Annotated in this window: 17 protein-coding genes; 14 read left to right on the top strand and 3 right to left on the bottom strand. The window is 57.0% G+C overall.

The features are described 5' to 3' along the window. Positions 1 to 17: 17 nt before the first annotated feature. The 7 genes from UTO39_RS09485 (at position 18) to UTO39_RS09515 (ending at position 8,321) form a co-directional block, all read left to right on the top strand. Positions 18 to 2,282, top strand: a complete 2,265-nt coding sequence (locus UTO39_RS09485; RefSeq protein ID WP_320727043.1) for a ComEC family protein — start codon at positions 18 to 20, stop codon at positions 2,280 to 2,282. 36 nt (positions 2,283 to 2,318) lie between these two features. Then, positions 2,319 to 4,067: a lipid A ABC transporter ATP-binding protein/permease MsbA gene (msbA, locus tag UTO39_RS09490; RefSeq protein WP_253541411.1), complete on the top strand. Its 1,749-nt coding sequence runs from the start codon at positions 2,319 to 2,321 to the stop codon at positions 4,065 to 4,067. Beyond that, positions 4,064 to 5,041, top strand: coding sequence for a tetraacyldisaccharide 4'-kinase (lpxK, locus tag UTO39_RS09495; protein WP_320727044.1), 978 nt, complete (start codon positions 4,064 to 4,066; stop codon positions 5,039 to 5,041). The genes msbA and lpxK overlap by 4 nt, the downstream gene beginning before the upstream one ends. Positions 5,042 to 5,085: 44 nt before the next feature. Beyond that, the gene (locus tag UTO39_RS09500) at positions 5,086 to 6,315 is read left to right on the top strand and encodes a winged helix-turn-helix domain-containing protein (protein ID WP_320727045.1); all 1,230 of its coding nucleotides are present in this window, start codon (positions 5,086 to 5,088) and stop codon (positions 6,313 to 6,315) included. 45 nt (positions 6,316 to 6,360) lie between these two features. After that, complete coding sequence (gene ycaR / locus UTO39_RS09505) at positions 6,361 to 6,543, top strand: protein YcaR (protein WP_006174474.1); 183 nt, start codon at positions 6,361 to 6,363, stop codon at positions 6,541 to 6,543. Continuing rightward, the gene (gene kdsB / locus UTO39_RS09510) at positions 6,540 to 7,286 is read left to right on the top strand and encodes a 3-deoxy-manno-octulosonate cytidylyltransferase (protein WP_061098694.1); all 747 of its coding nucleotides are present in this window, start codon (positions 6,540 to 6,542) and stop codon (positions 7,284 to 7,286) included. The genes ycaR and kdsB overlap by 4 nt, the downstream gene beginning before the upstream one ends. A gap of 141 nt (positions 7,287 to 7,427) precedes the next feature. Beyond that, the gene (locus tag UTO39_RS09515) at positions 7,428 to 8,321 is read left to right on the top strand and encodes a YcbJ family phosphotransferase (protein ID WP_061098693.1); all 894 of its coding nucleotides are present in this window, start codon (positions 7,428 to 7,430) and stop codon (positions 8,319 to 8,321) included. On the opposite strand, the gene elyC is transcribed toward UTO39_RS09515, so the two are convergent. After that, complete coding sequence (gene elyC / locus UTO39_RS09520; RefSeq protein WP_320727046.1) at positions 8,298 to 9,077, bottom strand: envelope biogenesis factor ElyC; 780 nt, start codon at positions 9,075 to 9,077, stop codon at positions 8,298 to 8,300. The genes UTO39_RS09515 and elyC overlap by 24 nt on opposite strands. Positions 9,078 to 9,201: 124 nt before the next feature. Here elyC and cmoM point away from each other — a divergent pair, with 124 nt between their 5' ends. From cmoM to UTO39_RS09555, 7 genes are all read left to right on the top strand, one after another. Further along, positions 9,202 to 9,981 carry a tRNA uridine 5-oxyacetic acid(34) methyltransferase CmoM gene (cmoM, locus tag UTO39_RS09525; protein ID WP_061098691.1) on the top strand — a complete coding sequence of 260 codons (780 nt, stop codon included), beginning with the start codon at positions 9,202 to 9,204 and terminating at the stop codon, positions 9,979 to 9,981. Positions 9,982 to 9,984: 3 nt separating this feature from the next. Then, positions 9,985 to 11,307, top strand: a complete 1,323-nt coding sequence (gene mukF / locus UTO39_RS09530) for a chromosome partition protein MukF (RefSeq protein ID WP_320727047.1) — start codon at positions 9,985 to 9,987, stop codon at positions 11,305 to 11,307. Next, positions 11,288 to 11,992, top strand: a complete 705-nt coding sequence (gene mukE, locus UTO39_RS09535; RefSeq protein WP_008499954.1) for a chromosome partition protein MukE — start codon at positions 11,288 to 11,290, stop codon at positions 11,990 to 11,992. Before mukF ends, mukE begins: the two co-directional genes overlap by 20 nt. After that, entirely contained in the window at positions 11,992 to 16,443 is a 4,452-nt protein-coding gene (mukB, locus tag UTO39_RS09540; RefSeq protein WP_320727048.1) for a chromosome partition protein MukB, read from the top strand. The genes mukE and mukB overlap by 1 nt, the downstream gene beginning before the upstream one ends. 178 nt (positions 16,444 to 16,621) lie before the next feature. Then, complete coding sequence (gene ldtD, locus UTO39_RS09545) at positions 16,622 to 18,445, top strand: L,D-transpeptidase (RefSeq protein ID WP_320727049.1); 1,824 nt, start codon at positions 16,622 to 16,624, stop codon at positions 18,443 to 18,445. Between the two features lie 174 nt (positions 18,446 to 18,619). Continuing rightward, positions 18,620 to 19,171: a YcbK family protein gene (locus tag UTO39_RS09550; protein WP_061098687.1), complete on the top strand. Its 552-nt coding sequence runs from the start codon at positions 18,620 to 18,622 to the stop codon at positions 19,169 to 19,171. Positions 19,172 to 19,191: 20 nt separating this feature from the next. After that, the gene (locus UTO39_RS09555; protein ID WP_320727050.1) at positions 19,192 to 19,839 is read left to right on the top strand and encodes an MBL fold metallo-hydrolase; all 648 of its coding nucleotides are present in this window, start codon (positions 19,192 to 19,194) and stop codon (positions 19,837 to 19,839) included. Between the two features lie 48 nt (positions 19,840 to 19,887). Here UTO39_RS09555 and UTO39_RS09560 read toward each other — a convergent pair whose 3' ends face one another. Together UTO39_RS09560 and UTO39_RS09565 are read right to left on the bottom strand one after the other, a co-directional pair. Continuing rightward, positions 19,888 to 21,078, bottom strand: coding sequence for an amino acid aminotransferase (locus UTO39_RS09560; protein ID WP_061098686.1), 1,191 nt, complete (start codon positions 21,076 to 21,078; stop codon positions 19,888 to 19,890). A gap of 184 nt (positions 21,079 to 21,262) precedes the next feature. Further along, complete coding sequence (locus tag UTO39_RS09565; protein WP_320727051.1) at positions 21,263 to 22,396, bottom strand: porin; 1,134 nt, start codon at positions 22,394 to 22,396, stop codon at positions 21,263 to 21,265. Between the last annotated feature and the right edge of the window lie 2 nt (positions 22,397 to 22,398).

The following is a 22,398-nucleotide window of genomic DNA, read 5'->3' on the forward strand; positions in this document are numbered from 1 at the left end:
GAAACAGGGAGGTAGCAATGGGAATTCCCGCTTTAGGTATCTGCGCCATTCTGGCGATAGCCCCGTTACTCTGGTTACCCGAACTGCCATCGCGTTATACCGTGTGGATAATGGTTGCTGGCGGGGTTGCACTGGCCGCACGCCAAAACGTACGGCTGAAGTATGTGGGGATTACGCTGCTATTTTGCGCGTGGGGCATTCTGGCCGCGCAAGAGAGCGTCTGGCCGATGCAGCATTTAACCGCAGGTGCCGTGCAGGCCGAAGTAGAGATCGCCGCGACTGATGGTGCCACTGTGCATCAGGCAAAAATACTCAAAGTTGATGGTCAGCGCTGGTGGGCGTCAACGGGCGTAACGCTTTATGGTCATTATCTGCCGCAGAAAGCGTGTGCCGGTCAGCGCTGGGCGATGACGCTCCGGCTCAGGCCTGTACACGGCGAACTGAACGACGGAGGGTATGACCCCCAGCGCAGCGCTATCGCCCGCCATCAAACGCTGAGCGGGCGCTTTACCCATGCAGAACTTGTCGATGGACGCTGCAGCCTGCGAGCGCAATACCTGACGTCGCTGCAAAACCGGCTTTCAGCTTATCGCTGGGGAGCGGTTATCCTCGGGCTGGGGATGGGGGAACGTCTGGATGTCCCCAGAGAAATAAAAGACCTGATGCGTGAAACCGGCACGCTGCATCTGATGGCGATTTCGGGACTGCATATCGCGCTGGCGGCTTCTATCGTCTGGTTGCTCGCGCGCGGGCTTCAGTTTTTATTACCCTGCCATCGGGTCAACTGGCAAATGCCTCTGCTGGCAGGGTTATTCTTTGCTGCTTTCTACGCCTGGCTGACCGGATTGCAACCTCCAGCGCTTCGAACGGTGATTGCCCTCGCCGTGCTGGCGGCGCTGCGAATCGGTGCCCGGCAATGGTCTCCCTGGCAGGTGTGGATCTGCTGTGTCGCGGCGATTCTGATAAGCGATCCCTTAGCCATACTTTCGCAGAGCCTGCTTCTGTCTGCATTTGCCGTCGCCGCGCTGATTTTCTGGTTTCAGTGGCTGCCACTTCCTCACTGGCGGCAGGTGCGTCGGGTACGTCCGCTGCTGAACCTTCTCTATCTGCAGGTCGGCATGCTGTTACTTCTCATGCCGCTACAGGTTCTGATTTTCCATGGCTTCAGCATTTCCTCTCTGATTGCGAACCTCTTCGCCGTTCCGCTGGTGACGTTTGTCTGCGTACCGCTTATTTTGCTCGGCATGCTGCTCCATCTGCTGCCGCTGGCGGGGCTGGAAAGCGGTATCTGGTATGCAGCCGATAAGACGCTTGCCGGGTTGTTCTGGCTGCTGATGCGCCTGCCAGACGGCTGGCAGAGTGTGGATCAACGCTGGCAGTACATGACGTTACTGCCCTGGCTTATCCTCATCGGCTGGCGTTTTCGTGCCTGGAAAACCGTTCCTGCCGCTTGTCTGGCTGGAAGTGTCTTACTTGCATTTCCCCTCTGGCGAACGGCGAAAAGCGACGCCTGGACGCTCCATATGCTGGATGTAGGGCAGGGGCTGGCAATGGTCATTGAACGGCAGGGAAAAGCCATTCTCTATGACACCGGGCTTGCCTGGCCGGGCGGGGATAGCGCACAGCGGTTAATTATTCCATGGCTGAGCTGGCATCACCTGCAGCCAGAAGGCGTTATTCTCAGCCATGCGCATCTCGACCATGCGGGAGGCCTTGCATCGCTGCAAAAAGCGTGGCCTGAGATGTGGGTAAGAAGTCCGTTGCGCCTGGCGGGGCATCGTCCCTGTTTTCGTGGGCAGAAATGGCGATGGCAGGGGTTAACCTTCACCGTCCACTGGCCCCCTGAAAATTATCCGGCTCAGGGGAACAATCACTCCTGCGTGGTAAAAATTGACGACGGCGAGCAGAGCGTTTTGCTGACGGGTGACATTGAAGCACAGGCAGAACAGGCTATGCTTAGCCATTACTGGAAACATCTGACGTCCACACTCATACAGGTACCTCACCATGGCAGCAATACCTCGTCGTCATTGCCGCTGGTACAGCGGGTGGAAGGAGAGATAGCTCTGGATTCTGCGGCCCGCTATAACGCATGGCGATTTCCGTCGCCTAAAGTGGTCCGGCGCTATCGAAAAGAGGGATATATCTGGCACGATACCCCCCATTCCGGGCAAATATCGGTGACATTTTCGCACCATCGCTGGCAAATCCGGCGCGTGCGGGATCAATTTTTACCCCCCTGGTATCATCAGTGGTTTGGCGCGCCCGTAGATAACGGGTAGAATATGCGGCTATTTCAACAAATGCTGGTTTTTTGAATGCATAACGACAAAGATCTCTCCACGTGGCAAACCTTCCGCCGACTCTGGCCGATGATTGCACCTTTTAAAGCAGGCCTGATCGTGGCGGGTGTAGCGTTAATCCTCAACGCAGCCAGCGATACTTTTATGCTATCGCTCCTCAAACCGTTACTGGACGACGGTTTTGGTAAAACGGATCGCTCAGTGTTGCTATGGATGCCTCTGGTGGTTATCGGGCTGATGATCTTACGTGGTATCACCAGCTATATCTCCAGCTACTGCATTTCCTGGGTTTCCGGGAAAGTGGTTATGACCATGCGCCGTCGACTGTTCAGCCACATGATGGGCATGCCGGTCTCATTCTTTGACAAGCAATCCACCGGGACGCTGCTCTCTCGTATTACCTACGATTCAGAGCAGGTTGCCTCCTCCTCTTCAAGCGCGCTGATTACCGTCGTGCGTGAAGGAGCATCGATCATCGGTCTGTTCGCGATGATGTTCTATTACAGCTGGCAGCTGTCGCTGATCCTTATCGTTCTGGCACCGGTCGTGTCCATTGCTATCCGTGTCGTCTCAAAGCGCTTCCGCAATATCAGTAAGAATATGCAGAACACGATGGGGCAGGTGACGACCAGCGCAGAACAGATGCTGAAAGGCCACAAAGAAGTGTTGATCTTCGGCGGTCAGGAAGTCGAAACCAAACGCTTTGATAAAGTCAGCAACAAAATGCGTCTGCAGGGGATGAAGATGGTCTCGGCCTCTTCCATCTCTGACCCGATCATTCAGCTGATTGCCTCACTGGCGCTGGCGTTCGTTCTTTATGCGGCAAGCTTCCCGAGCGTAATGGATACGCTGACGGCGGGTACCATCACCGTAGTCTTCTCCTCTATGATTGCCCTGATGCGCCCGCTGAAATCCCTGACGAACGTGAACGCCCAGTTCCAGCGCGGTATGGCCGCCTGCCAGACGTTATTCAGCATTCTGGATTCCGAACAGGAAAAAGACGAAGGTACACGCGAGGTTGAGCGCGCCCGTGGCGACGTGGAGTTCCGCAACGTGACCTTTACCTATCCAGGCCGCGAAACGCCGGCTCTGCGCAATATCAACCTGACGATTCCGGCAGGTAAAACCGTTGCGCTGGTAGGCCGCTCCGGCTCCGGTAAATCCACCATTGCCAGCCTCATCACTCGTTTCTACGATATTAACGAAGGTGAGATCCTGCTGGATGGTCACGACCTGCGGGAGTACACCCTGCAGTCGCTGCGTAACCAGGTTGCGCTGGTTTCTCAGAACGTGCATCTCTTCAACGATACGGTCGCCAACAACATTGCTTATGCGCGCACTGACGAGTACAGCCGCGAGCAGATTGAGAACGCCGCGCGTATGGCGTATGCAATGGACTTTATCAACAAGATGGATAACGGTCTGGATACGATAATCGGTGAAAACGGAGTACTGCTCTCCGGCGGTCAGCGCCAGCGTATCGCCATTGCGCGTGCGCTGCTGCGCGATAGCCCGATACTGATCCTGGACGAAGCAACCTCTGCACTGGATACGGAATCTGAACGCGCGATTCAGTCAGCGCTGGATGAACTGCAGAAGAACCGTACTTCGCTGGTGATTGCGCACCGTCTGTCCACTATCGAGCAGGCAGATGAGATCGTCGTGGTTGAGGACGGCATCATTGTTGAACGCGGAAGCCATGCCGATCTGCTGGAACACCGCGGCGTTTACGCCCAGCTTCATAAGATGCAGTTCGGCGAATGATTGCACGCATCTGGTCCGGTGAATCCCCGCTGTGGCTGCTGCTTTTGCCGCTCTCCTTGCTGTACGGCCTGGTGAGCGGCATTATTCGCCTGTTTTATCGTCTGGGGATCAAGCGTGCCTGGCGCGCCCCGGTTCCGGTTGTGGTGGTGGGTAACCTCACGGCGGGCGGCAACGGCAAAACGCCGGTGGTGATCTGGCTGGTGGAGCAGCTGCAAAAACGCGGCATCCGCCCCGGCGTAGTGTCGCGTGGGTATGGTGGCAAAGCGGCGCATTACCCGTTACTGCTGACGACGCAAACCACGACCGCAGAAGCGGGTGATGAGCCAGTATTGATTTTCCAGCGCACCGGCGCGCCGGTTGCGGTCTCCCCGGTGCGTAGCGATGCCGTGCAGGCCCTGCTTGCTGAACACGCGGTACAAATCATCATCACTGATGATGGCCTGCAGCATTACGCTCTGGGGCGTGATAAAGAGATTGTAGTTATCGACGGCGTTCGCCGTTTCGGCAACGGCTGGTGGCTGCCCGCTGGCCCCATGCGTGAACGGGCTTCGCGTCTTAAGTCCGTTGATGCGGTGATTGTTAACGGCGGTGAAGCAAAGCAGGGTGAAATTCCTATGCGTCTGTTACCGGGAAGGGCGGTCAACCTGGTGACGGGTGAACGCCGGGCGGTTGCCGAACTGCCTTCGCTGGTGGCAATGGCGGGTATTGGTCATCCGCCGCGCTTCTTCGCGACGCTGGAGCAGTGTGGAGCCCGGCTTGAAAAACGCGTTCCGCTGGCCGACCATCAGGCGCTGGTGGCAGAGCAGGTTGAGGCGCTTACCGCGCCTGGCCAGACGCTCATTATGACCGAAAAAGATGCGGTGAAATGCCGTGCCTTTGCGAAAGATAACTGGTGGTATCTGCCGGTTGACGCTGAACTCAGCGGCGAACAGCCGGAACAATTGCTCAAGGAACTGATTGCGTTGGTGCAGTAGAGGCTTACGCGGTTCTGGTGGCGCTTTGACTGACAGGAAAACGCATGTCTTTACCGCAACTCTCGCTTTCAGCCGCACGTCATTTACACCTTGCCGCGCAGGGGCTGCTCAAAAAGCCCCGTCGCCGAGCGCAGCCTGCCGATATCCTCTCGACCGTCCAGCGCATGTCGCTGCTCCAAATCGACACCATTAACATTGTCGCCCGTAGCCCTTACCTGGTGCTGTTTAGCCGCCTGGGGAGCTATCCCTCGCAGTGGCTGGATGAAGCGCTCTGCAAAGGGGAACTGATGGAGTACTGGGCGCACGAAGCCTGCTTCCTGCCCCGCAGCGATTTCGCCCTGGTGCGGCACCGCATGCTTGCCCCGGAAAAGATGGGCTGGAAATACCGGCAGGCGTGGATGGAGGAACATGAGGCCGAAATTGAGCAGCTTATCAGCCATATTCAGGAAAACGGTCCCGTTCGTTCCGCCGATTTTGAACATCCGCGCAAAGGTGCAGGCGGCTGGTGGGAGTGGAAGCCGCACAAGCGCCATCTTGAAGGGTTGTTCACGTCAGGCAAAGTCATGGTCATTGAACGACGTAATTTTCAGCGCGTCTACGACCTGACGCATCGGGTGATGCCCCACTGGGACGACGAGCGGGATTTGCTTACCCAGGAGGCGGCCGAGGCCATCATGCTGGAGAATAGCGCCCGCAGCCTGGGCATTTTCCGTCCGCAATGGCTGGCAGACTATTACCGCCTCCGGCAGCCTGCGCTGAAGCCGCTGCTGGAGATATGGCAGCGCGAACAGCGAGTCATTCCCGTCACGGTGGAAACGCTGGGTGAAATGTGGCTGCATGCGGATCTCCTCCCTCTGCTGCCCGAGGCCCTGGAGGGGAAACTCCGGGCGACCCACAGCGCGGTGTTATCACCTTTCGATCCGGTGGTCTGGGACAGAAAGCGCGCCGAGCAGCTGTTCGATTTCAGCTACCGGCTGGAATGCTATACCCCGGCGCCAAAGCGGCAATACGGCTACTTTGTTTTACCCCTGCTGCACAAGGGGCAACTGGTTGGGCGCATGGATGCCAAAATGCACCGCAAGACCGGCACGCTTGAAGTCATTGCCCTTTATCTTGAAGAGGGCGTCAGGGTGACGGCGAGCCTGGAAATAGGGTTAACGTCCGCCTTGAGCGAGTTCGCGCGCTGGCAGGGGGCTCGCGACGTGACGCTTGGCCGGGTACCTGACAGGTTATTCACATCCTGTCGAAGTGGCTGGGAAACAGGCACGTCCTGAAAAGGGAATGTGTTAAGCTTTAGCGATTACCCATACGGAGGAACTATGGATCACCGTTTACTTGAAATTATTGCCTGCCCGGTATGCAACGGCAAACTTTACTACAGCCAGGATAAACAGGAGCTGATCTGCAAACTGGACAGTCTGGCCTTCCCGCTGCGTGACGGCATTCCGGTGCTGCTGGAAAATGAAGCTCGTTCCCTGGTGGCAGAAGAGAGCAAACCATGAGTTTTGTTGTCATTATTCCTGCGCGTTATGCCTCAACGCGTCTGCCGGGTAAACCGCTGGTCGATATCAACGGCAAGCCGATGATTGTGCATGTCCTTGAGCGGGCGCGTGAGTCCGGTGCCGATCGCATTATCGTTGCAACCGATCATCCTGACGTCGCCCGTGCGGTTGAGGCCGCTGGCGGTGAGGTGTGCATGACCCGCGCCGATCACCAGTCCGGCACCGAACGTCTGGCGGAAGTGGTTGAGAAGTGTGGCTTCAGTGACGATACGGTCATCGTAAACGTGCAGGGCGACGAGCCGATGATCCCGGCCGTTATTATCCGTCAGGTGGCGGAAAACCTGGCGCAGCGTCAGGTCGGTATGGCGACGCTCGCGGTTCCCATTCACCACGCTGAAGAGGCATTCAATCCGAATGCGGTGAAGGTGGTGATGGATGCCGAAGGCTACGCGCTCTATTTCTCCCGCGCGACGATTCCGTGGGATCGCGATCGCTTTGCGCTCTCTAAAGAGACCATCGGTGATACCTTCCTGCGTCATATTGGGATCTACGGCTATCGCGCCGGCTTTATTCGTCGCTATGTTGCCTGGGCGCCGAGCCCGCTGGAGCATATCGAAATGCTGGAGCAGCTTCGCGTCCTCTGGTATGGCGAAAAAATCCACGTTGCCGTTGCCCGCGAAGTGCCGGGAACGGGCGTTGATACGCCGGAAGATCTTGAGCGCGTCCGCGCCGAGCTGCGCTAATCCCGCCTGCATCCCTCCTTTCGGGGGGATGCCCTCTCCCCGCAAATTCCCCTTTCTTTACCCTAATTGATCTCTTCCGGGTGACATCTTCACGCTGTGCGCTCATTATAAAAGCAGTAGTCTTAATGGGGGTAATCTCATATGGAACAGCTGCGTGCCGAACTTAGCCATCTGCTGGGTGAGACGTTAAGCCGGGTCGAGTGCGTGAGTGAAAAGGTCGATACCGCGCTCTGGTCGTTGTATGACAGCCAGGGCAACCCGATGCCGCTGATGGCACGAAGTTTCTCGTCGCCGGGCGTGGCCAGGCAGCTTGCCTGGAAAATGTCGATGCTGGCTCGGGAGGGAACCGTCCGTATGCCGACCGTGTACGGCGTGATGACCCACGAGGAACACCCCGGCCCGGACGTACTGCTGATTGAGCGTTTACGCGGTGTGCCCGTTGAAGCGCCCGCGCGCACGCCGGAACGCTGGGAACAGCTCAAAGACCAGATTGTCGAGGCGCTGCTGGCCTGGCACCGTCAGGATAGCCGCGGGCTTGTTGGTCCGGTCGACAGCACCCAGGAAAACCTGTGGCCGCTGTGGTATCGCCAGCGGGTTGAAGTGCTGTGGGGGACGCTTAACCAGTTCAACAACACCGGTTTGACCATGCAGGATAAACGTATTCTGTTTCGTACCCGCGAGTGCTTGCCGGCGCTGTTCGACGGCTTTAACGACAACTGCGTGCTGATCCACGGCAATTTTACTCTGCGCAGCATGCTGAAAGACTCCCGCAGCGATCAGCTCCTGGCGATGCTAGGGCCGGGGATCATGCTCTGGGCACCGCGGGAATATGAGCTGTTCAGGCTCAGCGACAGCGGGGCGGCGGAAGGTTTACTGTGGCACTACCTTCAACGCGCACCCGTTGCAGAGGCGTTTCTCTGGCGTCGCTGGCTTTATCTGCTCTGGGATGAAGTGGCGCAGCTGGTCAACACCGGACGTTTCAATCGTGCCAACTTCGATCTGGCGGCTAAATCACTCTTGCCCTGGCTCGCCTGACGATCCTTTCAGCCACTGCCAGAGGCGTCCGAGCGTCTCGTAGCCGACGCGATCGCTATGCATCAACCACATTGGCGAAGGGATCACCCGTTCCCATGGGTTGAGCGGCGCGCTGATGGCCATCTGGTTTGCCGGTGCGGGAAGCGGGTGCAGGCCCTGCTTCTCGAAGAAAATCATCGCGCGTGGCAGGTGCGAGGCGGAGGTCACCAGTAAGAACGGAACATCGCCAATCGCCTGCTTCACCGCTGCGGCCTCTTCCTCGGTATCCTTTGGGCTGTCCAGCGTGATGATAGAGGAACGCGGTACGCCGAGCGATTCCGCGATTCTGGCCCCCGCTTCGGCCGTGCTCACCGGGTTGGATTTGGCCGCCGCGCCGGTGAAGATCATTTTTGAACCCGGATTCGCCAGCCACAGGCGAATGCCTTCGTTTAACCGCGGCAGGCTGTTGTTGATCAGGTTCGAGCTGGGAGCCCAGTCAGGATCCCAGGTATACCCGCCGCCCAGCACCACGATGTACTCAACTTTCTGGTTTCCCTGCCATGTCGGGTACCTGTTTTCGATGGGGCGCAGCAGTCCATCCGCCACCGGTTGCAGGCTCAGCAGCAGCAGGACAAGCCAGCCGAACGTAATAAGCGTTTTGCCACTTTTCTGAAAGCGACTAAACCACACCAGCGCCAGCCCCAGCGCGATGATGATAAGCAGCAGCGGAAGGGGAAGCATCATCCCTCCAACGTATTTCTTAAGGGTAAAAAGCATCCTTTTTGGTTCCTTTTTTGACCATACAGCAGATGATTACCGGTGATATTACACCAGAGAGGTTCATTCTCCGCGCGGGTGTGACAAAATAGCGGTTTTGCAGTTAGCGAGTGGAACTCTCCCAATGCGGGATCGCAATTTTGATGACATCGCGGAAAAGTTTTCGCGCAACATTTATGGCACCACGAAAGGGCAGCTCCGTCAGACGATCCTCTGGCAGGATCTGGACACTATTCTGGCGACCTTTGGCGGCCAAACGTTGCGCGTGCTGGACGCAGGAGGCGGTGAAGGGCAGACGGCGATAAAAATGGCCGGGCTCGGTCATCACGTCACGCTTTGCGATCTTTCTGCTGAAATGGTTGCCCGCGCGACGCGTGCCGCAGAGGAGAAAGGTGTGAGCGACAACATGCATTTTATACAATGCGCCGCTCAGGACATCGCGCAGCATTTGGAAACCCAGGTTGATCTGATATTGTTTCATGCGGTGCTGGAGTGGGTTGCCGATCCGCAAAGCGTGTTACAAACCCTGTGGTCGATGTTACGCCCGGGCGGTACGCTGTCGCTGATGTTCTACAATGCTAACGGCTTCCTGATGCACAACATGGTGGCAGGTAACTTCGACTATGTTCAGGTCGGGATGCCTAAAAAGAAAAAACGCACGCTTTCCCCGGACTATCCGCGCGATCCGCAGCAGGTTTACGGCTGGCTGGAAGAGATTGGCTGGCAGATCGTCGGGAAGACGGGCGTCAGGGTGTTTCATGATTATCTGCGTGAAAAACACAAACAGCGTGACTGTTTTGACACCTTAACAGAATTAGAAACGCGGTATTGCCGCCAGGAGCCGTTTGTCAGCCTTGGCCGCTATATTCACGTCACCGCGCACAAGCCGCAGATGCAAGGATAACCTATGAGTGAATTTTCCCAGACAGTCCCCGAACTGGTTGCCTGGGCCAGGAAAAACGATTTCTCCATCTCGCTGCCGGTAGACAGACTCTCTTTCCTGCTGGCGGTTGCCACGCTGAACGGCGAACGGCTGGATGGTGAAATGAGCGAGGGTGAACTGGTGGATGCGTTCCGCCACGTCAGTGATGCGTTTGAGCAAACCAGCGAAACCATTAGCGTGCGTGCCAACAACGCAATCAACGATATGGTGCGTCAACGTCTGCTGAACCGCTTTACCAGCGAGCAGGCGGAAGGAAACGCCATCTATCGCCTGACGCCGCTGGGTATCGGCATTACCGATTACTACATTCGCCAGCGCGAATTTTCCACGCTGCGTCTCTCCATGCAGCTCTCGATCGTGGCGGGTGAGCTTAAGCGTGCCGCCGACGCGGCCGATGAAAACGGTGACGAATTCCACTGGCACCGCAACGTTTACGCGCCGCTGAAATACTCGGTGGCCGAGATTTTCGACAGTATCGATCTTACCCAGCGCCTGATGGACGAGCAGCAGCAGCAGGTGAAAGACGATATCGCGCAGCTGCTGAATAAAGACTGGCGTGCGGCCATCTCCAGCTGTGAACTTTTATTGTCAGAAACCTCCGGTACGCTGCGTGAACTGCAGGATACGCTGGAGGCCGCAGGGGACAAGCTGCAGGCCAACCTGCTGCGCATCCAGGACGCGACCCTGGCGCACGACGATCTGCATTTTATCGACCGTCTGGTGTTCGATCTGCAGAGCAAACTCGACCGCATTATCAGCTGGGGCCAGCAGTCGATCGACCTGTGGATCGGCTATGACCGTCACGTGCATAAATTTATCCGTACCGCGATTGATATGGATAAAAACCGCGTCTTTGCTCAGCGTCTGCGTCAGTCGGTACAGACCTACTTTGATGCACCGTGGGCGCTGACCTATGCCAATGCCGATCGTCTGCTGGATATGCGCGACGAAGAGATGGCGCTGCGCGACGAAGAGGTGACCGGTGAACTGCCGCCGGATCTGGAGTACGAAGAATTCAACGAAATTCGCGAGCAGCTTGCGGCGATGATCGAAGAACAGCTCGCCGTCTACAAAACCAGACAAGCGCCGCTGGATCTTGGACTCGTGGTGCGCGACTATCTGGCGCAATATCCTCGCGCGCGCCACTTCGACGTTGCCCGCATTGTGGTAGACCAGGCGTTGCGCCTGGGTATCGCGCAAGCAGACTTCACCGGACTGCCGCCGAAGTGGCAGCCAATTAACGATTACGGAGCCAAGGTACAGGCGCATGTCATTGACAAATATTGAACAAGTGATGCCAGTTAAGCTGGCACAGGCGCTGGCGAATCCGTTATTTCCGGCGCTGGACAGCCAGCTGCGTGCCGGTCGTCACATTGGCCTGGACGAGCTGGATAATCACGCCTTTTTGATGGACTTCCAGGAGTATCTGGAAGAGTTTTACGCCCGCTATAACGTGGAGCTTATCCGCGCGCCGGAAGGCTTTTTCTACCTGCGTCCGCGTTCCACCACGCTTATTCCGCGCTCCGTGCTTTCCGAGCTGGACATGATGGTCGGCAAAATTCTTTGCTATCTCTATCTCAGCCCCGAGCGTCTGGCGAATGAAGGCATCTTCACCCAGCAGGAGCTGTACGATGAGCTGCTGACGCTGGCGGATGAGAGCAAGCTGCTCAAGCTGGTTAACAACCGTTCGACGGGATCGGATCTAGACCGTCAGAAATTACAGGAAAAGGTTCGCTCTTCCCTGAACCGTCTGCGCCGTCTGGGGATGGTCTGGTTTATGGGCCACGACAGCAGCAAATTCCGCATTACGGAATCGGTCTTCCGCTTCGGCGCCGACGTGCGTGCGGGCGATGACGCGCGTGAAGCGCAGCTTCGCATGATTCGCGACGGTGAAGCGATGCCGGTGGAAAACCATTTGCAGCTCAATGACGAGCATGAAGAGAATCTGCCGGATAGCGGGGAGGAAGAGTAATGATTGAACGCGGTAAATTTCGCTCACTAACGCTGATTAACTGGAACGGCTTCTTTGCCCGAACCTTCGATCTGGATGAGCTGGTCACGACGCTCTCCGGCGGTAACGGGGCGGGGAAATCCACCACCATGGCGGCGTTTGTTACGGCGCTGATCCCCGACCTGACGCTGCTTCACTTCCGTAATACCACCGAAGCGGGCGCGACAAGCGGCTCCCGCGATAAAGGCCTCCACGGTAAGCTGAAAGCGGGCGTCTGTTATTCCGTGCTGGACGTCATCAACTCCCGTCACCAGCGCGTGGTGGTGGGCGTGCGCCTGCAGCAGGTCGCCGGTCGCGACCGTAAAGTGGATATCAAACCGTTCGCCATTCAGGGGCTGCCAACCTCCGTGCAGCCGACCGCGCTGCTCACGGAAACCCTGAACGAACGCCAGGCGCGCGTGCTGACGCTGCAGGAGCTGAAAGACAAGCTCGAGGCCATTGAGGGCGTGCAGTTCAAGCAGTTCAATTCGATTACCGACTATCACTCCCTGATGTTCGATCTGGGCGTGGTGGCGCGCCGTCTGCGCACCGCATCAGACCGTAGCAAATACTACCGTCTGATCGAAGCCTCCCTGTACGGCGGTATCTCCAGCGCCATTACCCGCTCCCTGCGCGACTACCTGCTGCCGGAAAACAGCGGCGTGCGTAAGGCCTTCCAGGACATGGAAGCGGCGCTGCGTGAAAACCGCATGACGCTGGAAGCGATTCGCGTTACCCAGTCTGACCGCGACCTGTTTAAACACCTGATCAGCGAAGCCACCAACTACGTGGCGGCGGACTACATGCGTCACGCCAACGAGCGCCGCGTCCATCTCGATCAGGCATTAGAATACCGCCGCGAGCTGTTTACCTCCCGTAAACAGCTGGTGGCCGAGCAGTATAAGCACGTCGAGATGGCGCGCGAGCTGGGCGAACACAACGGTGCCGAAGGCGATCTGGAAGCCGATTACCAGGCTGCCAGCGATCACCTGAACCTGGTGCAAACCGCGCTGCGCCAGCAGGAAAAGATCGAACGCTACGAAGCGGATCTCGATGAGCTGCAGATTCGTCTCGAAGAGCAAAATGAAGTGGTGGCCGAAGCCGCCGAGATGCAGGAAGAGAACGAAGCCCGCGCCGAAGCCGCCGAGCTGGAAGTGGACGAGCTGAAAAGCCAGCTTGCCGATTACCAGCAGGCGCTGGACGTGCAGCAGACGCGTGCGATCCAGTACAACCAGGCGCTGCAGGCGCTACAGCGTGCAAAAGAGCTGTGCCATCTGCCAGACCTGACGCCGGACAGCGCCGACGAGTGGCTGGACACCTTCCAGGCCAAAGAGCAGGAAGCCACCGAGAAACTGCTCTCGCTTGAACAGAAAATGAGCGTCGCGCAAACGGCGCACAGCCAGTTTGAGCAGGCTTATCAGCTGGTGGTTGCCATTAATGGCCCGCTGGCGCGTAACGAAGCCTGGGAAGTCGCCCGTGAACTGCTGCGCGACGGCGTCAACCAGCGCCATCTTGCCGAACAGGTGCAGCCGCTGCGCATGCGCCTGAACGAGCTGGAACAGCGCCTGCGCGAGCAGCAGGAAGCCGAGCGTCTGCTGGCCGAGTTCTGCAAGCGTCAGGGCAAACAGTACGATTTCGACGAGCTTGAGGCGCTGCATCAGGAGCTGGAAGCGCGAATTGCGGCCCTGTCCGATACCGTATCAAATGCCAGCGAGCAGCGTATGACGCTGCGTCAGGAGCTGGAGCAGCTTCAGTCTCGTTCGAAGACGCTTCTGGAGCGTGCGCCGGTCTGGCTGGCCGCGCAAAGCAGCCTGAACCAGCTCAGCGAACAGTGCGGCGAGGAGTTCGAATCCAGCCAGCAGGTGACAGAATACCTGCAGCAGCTGCTGGAGCGCGAGCGCGAAGCCATTGTTGAGCGTGACGAAGTGGGTGCCCGCAAGCGTGACGTCGATGAAGAAATCGAGCGCCTAAGCCAGCCGGGCGGGTCAGAAGATCCGCGTCTGAACACCTTAGCCGAGCGTTTTGGCGGCGTACTGCTGTCTGAGATTTACGATGACGTTGGCCTGGACGATGCGCCGTACTTCTCCGCGCTGTACGGTCCATCCCGCAACGCAATCGTGGTGCCGGACCTGTCGCTGATTTCTGAGCAGCTCGCAGGGCTGGAGGATTGCCCGGAAGATCTCTATCTGATCGAAGGGGATCCGCAGTCGTTCGATGACAGCGTGTTTAGCGTTGACGAGCTGGAAAAAGCGGTGGTGGTTAAAATCGCCGACCGCCAGTGGCGCTATTCCCGCTTCCCGGAGCTGCCTCTGTTTGGCCGCGCCGCGCGCGAAAGCCGCATTGAGAGCCTCCACGCCGAGCGTGAAACGCTGTCTGAACGTTTTGCCACCCTGTCGTTTGACGTACAGAAAACCCAGCGTCTGCACCAGGCGTTCAGCCGCTTTATCGGCAGCCATCTGGGCGTGGCGTTTGAAGCCGACCCGGAAGCGGAAATCCGCAAGCTCAATACCCGTCGTGGCGAGCTGGAGCGCGCGATTGCCAGTCATGAAAGTGACAACCAGCAGAGCCGCGTCCAGTTCGAACAGGCGAAAGAGGGCGTCGCTGCCCTTAACCGCATTCTGCCGCGCCTGAACCTGCTGGCGGATGACACGCTGGCCGACCGCGTGGATGAAATCCAGGAACGTCTGGATGAAGCCCAGGAAGCCGCGCGTTTCGTGCAGCAGCACGGCAACCAGCTGGCGAAGCTGGAGCCCGTCGTGTCTGTACTGCAGAGCGACCCGGAACAGTTCGAGCAGTTAAAAGAAGATTATGCCTGGTCACAGCAGGTGCAGCGCGAAGCGCGTCAGCAGGCGTTTGCCCTGACGGAAGTGGTGCAGCGTCGTGCGCACTTCGGCTACTCCGATTCGGCTGAAATGCTGAGCGGCAACAGCGACCTGAATGAAAAACTGCGTCAGCGCCTTGAGCAGGCGGAAGCGGAACGTACCCGCGCCCGCGAAGCGATGCGCAGCCACTCGGCTCAGCTGAACCAGTACAACCAGGTGCTGGCCTCGCTGAAAAGCTCCTTCGACACTAAGAAAGAGCTCTTAAACGACCTGCAGAAAGAGCTGCAGGACATAGGCGTCCGTGCCGACAGCGGGGCGGAAGAGCGCGCGCGCATTCGTCGTGATGAGCTGCACAGCCAGCTCAGCAATAACCGCGCGCGTCGTAATCAGCTGGAAAAAGCGCTCACCTTCTGCGAAGCGGAAATGGATAACCTGACCCGTCGGCTGCGCAAGCTGGAACGCGACTACCATGAAATGCGCGAGCAGGTGGTGACGGCGAAAGCGGGCTGGTGCGCCGTAATGCGGATGGTGAAAGACAACAACGTTGAGCGTCGCCTGCACCGCCGCGAGCTGGCATACCTCTCTGCCGATGAACTGCGTTCGATGTCGGATAAGGCGCTGGGTGCGCTGCGTCTGGCGGTGGCGGATAACGAACACCTGCGCGATGTGCTGCGCATGTCAGAGGATCCGAAGCGTCCGGAACGTAAAATTCAGTTCTTCGTGGCGGTTTACCAGCACCTGCGCGAGCGTATTCGTCAGGACATCATCCGTACCGACGATCCGGTCGAAGCCATCGAACAGATGGAAATCGAGCTGGGGCGTCTGACGGAAGAGCTGACATCCCGCGAGCAGAAGCTGGCGATCAGCTCCCGCAGCGTGGCGAATATCATTCGCAAAACCATTCAGCGCGAGCAGAACCGTATCCGCCAGCTGAACCAGGGGCTGCAGAGCGTGTCGTTTGGTCAGGTCAACAGCGTGCGTCTTAACGTCAACGTCCGTGAAGCCCACGCGACGCTGCTGGAAGTGCTCTCTGAGCAGCACGAGCAGCATCAGGATCTGTTCAACAGCAACCGTCTGACCTTCTCCGAAGCGCTGGCGAAGCTGTATCAGCGCCTGAATCCACAGATTGATATGGGCCAGCGTACGCCGCAAACCATCGGTGAAGAGCTGCTGGACTACCGTAACTACCTGGAAATGGAAGTTGAGGTTAACCGTGGCTCAGACGGCTGGCTGCGTGCGGAGTCCGGGGCGCTCTCTACCGGTGAAGCGATCGGTACCGGGATGTCGATTCTGGTGATGGTGGTGCAGAGCTGGGAAGATGAAGCGCGTCGCCTGCGCGGGAAAGACATTTCCCCATGCCGACTGCTGTTCCTCGATGAAGCGGCGCGTCTCGATGCCCGCTCGATTGCCACGCTGTTTGAGCTTTGCGAACGTCTCGATATGCAGCTCATCATTGCGGCACCGGAAAACATCAGCCCTGAAAAAGGCACCACCTATAAGCTGGTGCGTAAAGTGTTCCAGAACAGCGAACACGTGCACGTTGTCGGGCTACGGGGTTTTGCGCCGCAGCCGCCTGAGTCATTGCCGGAAACCACGGCAGACGCTTCCTGAGGCGTTTTGTTACAAAGAGCGGCGCAAAAGCGCCGCTTTTTTTATTCACTTAACTTGTGCTCAGGGCTGCGTTATCTTTAAACTTCTTTACATAAGGTAAGGCAACAGCGTTGTCGTCTACCTATAATAAAAGAAAGCCCCACCGTGATGGGCATGTCGTAAAAACAGGGGGCAAGGGATGTTGCTAAAGAAAGAATGTGGTCGTCAGCTGTCAGCGCTGAGTTTATGTCTGGCAGTGATGTTTGCTCCACTGTTAACCGCCCAGGCCGACGAGCCTGAAATTGTGCCGACTGACAGCTCCGCAACGACAGGCGCGCAGCCGACGTCATTGTCTCAGCCGCTGGAACAGTCTCCGGCAACGGCCATCATGGCCGGAATTAAGCCATTGCCGGAAGGCATCGACGTTGAATCGCTCAGCCAGCAGCTCCAGACAGGCCTGCCTTCAGGCTACACGCCCGCCTATATCAATCAGCTCACGCTGCTTTATGCTGCCCGGGATATGAAACCCATGTGGGAAAACCGCGAAGCCGTGCGCGCCTTCCAGCAACAGCTGGCGGAAGTGGCGATTGCGGGCTTCCAGCCGCAGTTTACGAAGTGGGTTGAGCTGTTAACCGATCCTGCGGTCACCGGTCAGGCGCGGGACGTGGTCCTTTCCGATGCCATGATGGGCTACCTGCAGTTTGTGGCGGGAATTCCGGTCAATGGTAACCGCTGGTTGTACAGCGACAGGCCCTATAAGCTGGCGACGCCAGCTCTGTCGGTGATTAACCAGTGGCAATTAGCGCTGGATAACGGCGACCTGCCGCGCTTTATTGCCAGCCTCGCGCCGGCGCATCCACAGTATGCCACCATGCACCAGTCGCTCCTCGCGCTGGTGGGGGACTCGCGTCCATGGCCGCAAATGCGGGGGACCGCAACGTTGCGTCCGGGTCAGTGGAGCAGCGATGTGCCAGCCCTGCGCGAGATCCTGAAACGCTCCGGTATTCTTGATGGCGGGCCGAAGATTGCCCTGCCGGGCGACGATCCGCAAAGCGCGGCGGTCAGCCCGTCAGCGCCCGTAAAAGAGAACAAGGCCACTACCCTGAGTAACAAGCCCGAGGCTTACGATCGCGAGCTGGTCGCCGCGGTTAAACAGTTCCAGGCCGCTCAGGGGCTGGGAGCCGATGGCGTTATTGGACCGTCAACGCGTGACTGGCTTAACGTATCGCCTGCGCAGCGGGCAGGGGTGCTGGCGCTTAATATTCAGCGTTTGCGTTTGCTGCCGGGCACGCTGTCCACCGGCATTATGGTCAATATCCCGGCCTATTCCCTGGTCTATTATCAGGATGGTAGCGAGAAACTGGCCTCGCGCGTGATTGTCGGGCGTCCGGATCGCAAAACGCCGATGATGAGCAGCGCGTTAAATAACGTGGTGGTTAACCCACCGTGGAACGTGCCGCCGACGCTGGCGCGTAAGGACATTCTGCCTAAGGTCTGGAACGATCCGGGTTATCTGGAACGTCATGGCTATACGGTGATGCGTGGCTGGAACAGTAAAGAGGCCATCGATCCTTACATGGTCGACTGGTCGACGATTACGGCTTCCAATCTGCCGTTCCGCTTCCAGCAGGCTCCCGGAGCGCATAACTCTCTGGGACGCTATAAATTCAACATGCCAAGTTCAGATGCAATCTATCTGCACGATACGCCGAACCACAATCTGTTCCAGAAAGATACCCGGGCACTGAGTTCAGGCTGCGTGCGCGTGAATAAAGCCTCGGAGCTGGCCAACATGCTGTTGCAGGATGCGGGCTGGAACGATACGCGTATCTCTGACGCCCTGAAGCAGGGGGATACGCGCTACGTGAATATTCGCCACAACATTCCGGTTAATCTTTATTATCTGACGGCGTTTGTGGGTGAAGACGGTCGCACTCAGTACCGTACAGATATTTACAATTATGATCTCACCGCGCGATCCGGCGCACAAATTTTGCCAAAAGCGGAACAATTAATCAGGTAAATGAAGCAGTTCGGGAAAAATGATTGTCGTAAGTTATGGTGAATCGGGGCCAATATCGCTGTAAGCCGCGTATTCACTGGGGTTGGGCGCCTTGACGTACTCTGTTTTGCCAGTTAAGGTGCCCTTCGTGCGCTAAGCATATTACGATTTCTTTGACCTGTAGACCTGATTATCATGGACAAATTTGACGCTAATCGCCGCAAGCTGCTGGCGTTAGGTGGTGTTGCGCTTGGCGCAGCGGCCATCTTACCGACGCCAGCATTTGCCACCCTCTCGACACCTCGTCCGCGCGTTTTAACGCTCAGCAATCTTCACACCGGTGAGTCGCTAAAAGCGGAGTTTTTCGATGGCAGAGGCTATATTCAGGATGAATTAGCAAGACTCAACCATTTTTTCCGTGATTTCCGCGCGAATAAAGTAAAAGCCATCGACCCAGGACTGTTTGATCAGCTTTTCCGCCTTCAGGGCCTTCTGGGCACCAGCAGGCCGGTGCAGCTTATTTCTGGTTATCGCTCAATTGATACCAACAATGAACTGCGCGCCCATAGCCGTGGTGTAGCGAAAAAGAGCTACCACACGAAGGGACAGGCAATGGATTTCCATATTGAAGGCGTTTCGTTAGCCAATATTCGCAAAGCCGCGTTATCTATGCGCGCTGGTGGTGTAGGATATTACCCACGTAGCAACTTTGTGCATATTGATACCGGGCCGGTTCGGCACTGGTAATAACGAAACACAGGAGCAGTATGAACTATCGTATTATTCCGGTTACCGCGTTCTCCCAGAACTGTTCATTAATCTGGTGCGAGCAAACCAAACTGGCCGCGCTTGTCGATCCCGGCGGTGACGCTGAGAAAATCAAGCAGGACGTTGCCGACAGCGGCGTGACGCTGATGCAGATTTTACTGACGCATGGTCACCTCGACCATGTAGGCGCAGCGGCTGAACTGGCTAAACACTACGGTGTGCCGATTATCGGCCCGGAAAAAGAAGATGAGTTCTGGCTGCAGGGGTTACCCGCCCAAAGCCGCATGTTTGGCCTTGATGAGTGTCAGCCTTTGACGCCCGATCGCTGGTTGAACGAAGGAGAGCGCGTTAACGTAGGGAATGTGACTTTACAGGTGTTGCATTGTCCTGGGCATACGCCAGGCCATATCGTCTTCTTTGATGACCAGTCCCGTCTGCTGATTTCCGGCGATGTGATTTTCAAAGGTGGCGTGGGACGCAGCGATTTTCCGCGCGGCGATCACGGGCAGCTGATTCAGTCGATCAAACAGAAGTTGTTGCCGCTGGGTGATGACGTAACGTTTATCCCTGGACACGGTCCGACGTCGACGCTGGGCTATGAACGGCTCCATAACCCGTTCCTTCAGGATGAAATGCCTGTCTGGTAACCAGCATAAAAAAAGCCTGCTTAACGCAGGCTTTTTTGTGGGCGCAAATTACAGGACGGCGACAATCGCTTCGCACAGTGGCGCCATGTTGTCAGGGGTCATGCCTGCAACGTTCACGCGGCCAGAGGCCACGGCGTACACGCCGAACTCTTCGCGCAGACGCAAAACCTGCTCTTTGGTCAGGCCGCTGAACGAGAACATGCCGTTCTGTTTGATGATGAAGCTGAAGTCGCGGTCAGCGCCTTTCTCAGCCAGGGTATTCACAAACAGCAGGCGCATGCGCTGGATACGCTGACGCATATCGTTCAGCTCTTGTTCCCAGATCGCGCGCAGCGCATCGTTGCTCAGAATGGTCGCAACAACAGACGCACCGTGTGCCGGCGGGTTAGAGTAGTTAGCGCGGATAACGGACTTCATCTGGCTGAAGGCGCGATCGGCGGTTTCATCGTTAGCCGCAACCAGCGTACAGGCACCTACACGCTCATTGTACAGACCAAAGTTCTTGGAGTAGGAGCTTGCAACGATCAGCTCCTGATGCACGGCTGCGAACGCGCGCAGGCCTTCGGCATCTTCTTCCAGACCGCGGGCGAAGCCCTGGTAAGCAAAGTCAAACAGCGGCAGCCAGCCTTTCTCAACGGAGAGCTTCGCCAGGTGTTCCCACTGCTCAAGCGTTGGATCGATACCGGTTGGATTGTGGCAGCAGCCGTGGAACAGCACCACGTCACCCGCCTGCGCTTCGCTCAGGCTTGCCAGCAGGCCGTCAAAGTCCAGAGCGTGGTTTGCCGCGTCGTAGTAAGCATATTCGCGCACTTCCAGGCCCGCAGAGTTAAAGACGCTCTTGTGGTTCGGCCAGCTTGGGTTGCTCACCCATACGCGCTTAACAGAGGTGTTTTTCGCAAGGAAATCCGCCGCCACGCGCAGCGCGCCGGTACCGCCAGGGGTCTGCGCCGTGCGCGCACGTTTGTCACTCACAATTGCGCTGCCTTTACCGAACAGCAGCTCCTGGGTGCAGCGACCAAATTCAGGGATACCATCAATACCGAGGTAGTTTTTGGTGGTTTCATTTTCCAGCAGATACTGCTCAGCTTTCTTAACGCTGGTCAGTACCGGAGTTTTGCCGGTTTCATCTTTATATACACCAATACCCAGGTTGATTTTGCCAGGGCGGTCGTCGGCACGAAACAGATCGGCCAGGCCCAGAATAGGGTCGGCAGGAGCGGCGGTAATGTTCTCAAACATGACGAAGTTCCATTGTGATTACAGAAGTGAAATCCGCTATCAGGTTAACGGTAGATTTACAAAATGCCAACCGTTTGCGACGAAAAGCGTGCGGCTTTTCAAAAGTCGCCATTATTTTCTGTCAGGCATAAAAAAACAGGGCCGAAGCCCTGTTCATTATGCATATAACAAAGTGGTGTACTGATTAGAACTGGTACACTGCAGCCAGACCCAGCTGGTCGTCGGTACCAACCCAGCCGCCGCCAGTGCGCTTGGCCTGATCTTCGTCGATCAGGTTGATACGGTAGTCAGCAGACACGTTGAAGTTTTTATTGAAGTAGTAAGTTGCGCCAACTTCAACGTATTTAGCCAGATCTGCATCGCCGCCAGCTACGGTGTTCAGGTTTTTACCTTTACTCTGCACGTAGGACAGGGATGGACGCAGGCCGAAATCGAACTGGTACTGAGCGATAACTTCGAAGTTCTGGGTTTTGTTCGCTACGTTGAACACGTCACCAGCATCATCCGGAGTATTGGAACCGGTGCTGTTACCCAGGATGCTCATGTTGCGGGTTTCTGCGTACACGGCTGCCAGATACAGGCTGTTGGCATCGTACTTACCACCGATTGCCCATGCTTCAGCTTTGTCGCCTTTGCCATCAGCTTTCTGGTCAAGAGTACGGTTAGCATTGCTGTATGCGCCGGTCAGACCAAAGCCACCGCCGAAGTCGTAACCCACAGAGTAACCAACGCCGTCGCCGTTGGCACGACGCAGGTCAGCACGCTCGTTTTTAGCCTGGTACTGGATACCGAAGCTCAGACCATCAACCAGGCCGAAGAAATCGCTGTTACGGTAGGTCAGCAGGCCAGTAGAACGGCTGGTCATGTAGTTATCAACATAACCACCACCCCAGGTTTCACCGGACCAGGTTGGCGCCATATCGGTGTAAGACTCTACATCGTATACGATGCCGTAGTTACGGCCGTAGTCGATGCTGCCAGCGTCAGCCATTTTCAGGCCAGCGAAAGCCAGACGAGTACGGGTAGAGTTGTTTGCAGACTGTTCACCTTCAGCTGAGCTGGCCAGTGCACGATATTCCCACTGACCATAACCGGTCAGTTGGTCGTTGATCTGAGTTTCGCCTTTGAAACCGATCTGCGCGTAGGTGGAATCTGAGTTGTTGGTGTTATCGCCGTTGGTAACGAAATCACGCTCAGCGTTAATTTTCCCGTACAGATCCAGTTTGTTGCCGTTCTTGTTATAGATTTCTGCAGCGTTAGCTGCACCGGCTACCAGCAGGGCAGGGATTACCACTGCCAGAATATTGCGCTTCATCATTA

The sequence above is a fragment of the Enterobacter sp. 118C5 genome (assembly GCF_034107645.1).
In the GTDB taxonomy this organism is placed as follows: domain Bacteria; phylum Pseudomonadota; class Gammaproteobacteria; order Enterobacterales; family Enterobacteriaceae; genus Enterobacter; species Enterobacter nematophilus.

What these genes read in the sequence shown, in the direction of transcription:
- UTO39_RS09485 (WP_320727043.1), top strand. Translation starts at nt 18, where the DNA reads ATGGGAATTCCCGCTTTAGGTATCTGCGCCATTCTGGCGATAGCCCCG.
- msbA (WP_253541411.1), top strand. Translation starts at nt 2,319, where the DNA reads ATGCATAACGACAAAGATCTCTCCACGTGGCAAACCTTCCGCCGACTC.
- lpxK (WP_320727044.1), top strand. Translation starts at nt 4,064, where the DNA reads ATGATTGCACGCATCTGGTCCGGTGAATCCCCGCTGTGGCTGCTGCTT.
- UTO39_RS09500 (WP_320727045.1), top strand. Translation starts at nt 5,086, where the DNA reads ATGTCTTTACCGCAACTCTCGCTTTCAGCCGCACGTCATTTACACCTT.
- ycaR (WP_006174474.1), top strand. Translation starts at nt 6,361, where the DNA reads ATGGATCACCGTTTACTTGAAATTATTGCCTGCCCGGTATGCAACGGC.
- kdsB (WP_061098694.1), top strand. Translation starts at nt 6,540, where the DNA reads ATGAGTTTTGTTGTCATTATTCCTGCGCGTTATGCCTCAACGCGTCTG.
- UTO39_RS09515 (WP_061098693.1), top strand. Translation starts at nt 7,428, where the DNA reads ATGGAACAGCTGCGTGCCGAACTTAGCCATCTGCTGGGTGAGACGTTA.
- elyC (WP_320727046.1), bottom strand. Translation starts at nt 9,077, where the DNA reads ATGCTTTTTACCCTTAAGAAATACGTTGGAGGGATGATGCTTCCCCTT.
- cmoM (WP_061098691.1), top strand. Translation starts at nt 9,202, where the DNA reads ATGCGGGATCGCAATTTTGATGACATCGCGGAAAAGTTTTCGCGCAAC.
- mukF (WP_320727047.1), top strand. Translation starts at nt 9,985, where the DNA reads ATGAGTGAATTTTCCCAGACAGTCCCCGAACTGGTTGCCTGGGCCAGG.
- mukE (WP_008499954.1), top strand. Translation starts at nt 11,288, where the DNA reads ATGTCATTGACAAATATTGAACAAGTGATGCCAGTTAAGCTGGCACAG.
- mukB (WP_320727048.1), top strand. Translation starts at nt 11,992, where the DNA reads ATGATTGAACGCGGTAAATTTCGCTCACTAACGCTGATTAACTGGAAC.
- ldtD (WP_320727049.1), top strand. Translation starts at nt 16,622, where the DNA reads ATGTTGCTAAAGAAAGAATGTGGTCGTCAGCTGTCAGCGCTGAGTTTA.
- UTO39_RS09550 (WP_061098687.1), top strand. Translation starts at nt 18,620, where the DNA reads ATGGACAAATTTGACGCTAATCGCCGCAAGCTGCTGGCGTTAGGTGGT.
- UTO39_RS09555 (WP_320727050.1), top strand. Translation starts at nt 19,192, where the DNA reads ATGAACTATCGTATTATTCCGGTTACCGCGTTCTCCCAGAACTGTTCA.
- UTO39_RS09560 (WP_061098686.1), bottom strand. Translation starts at nt 21,078, where the DNA reads ATGTTTGAGAACATTACCGCCGCTCCTGCCGACCCTATTCTGGGCCTG.
- UTO39_RS09565 (WP_320727051.1), bottom strand. Translation starts at nt 22,396, where the DNA reads ATGATGAAGCGCAATATTCTGGCAGTGGTAATCCCTGCCCTGCTGGTA.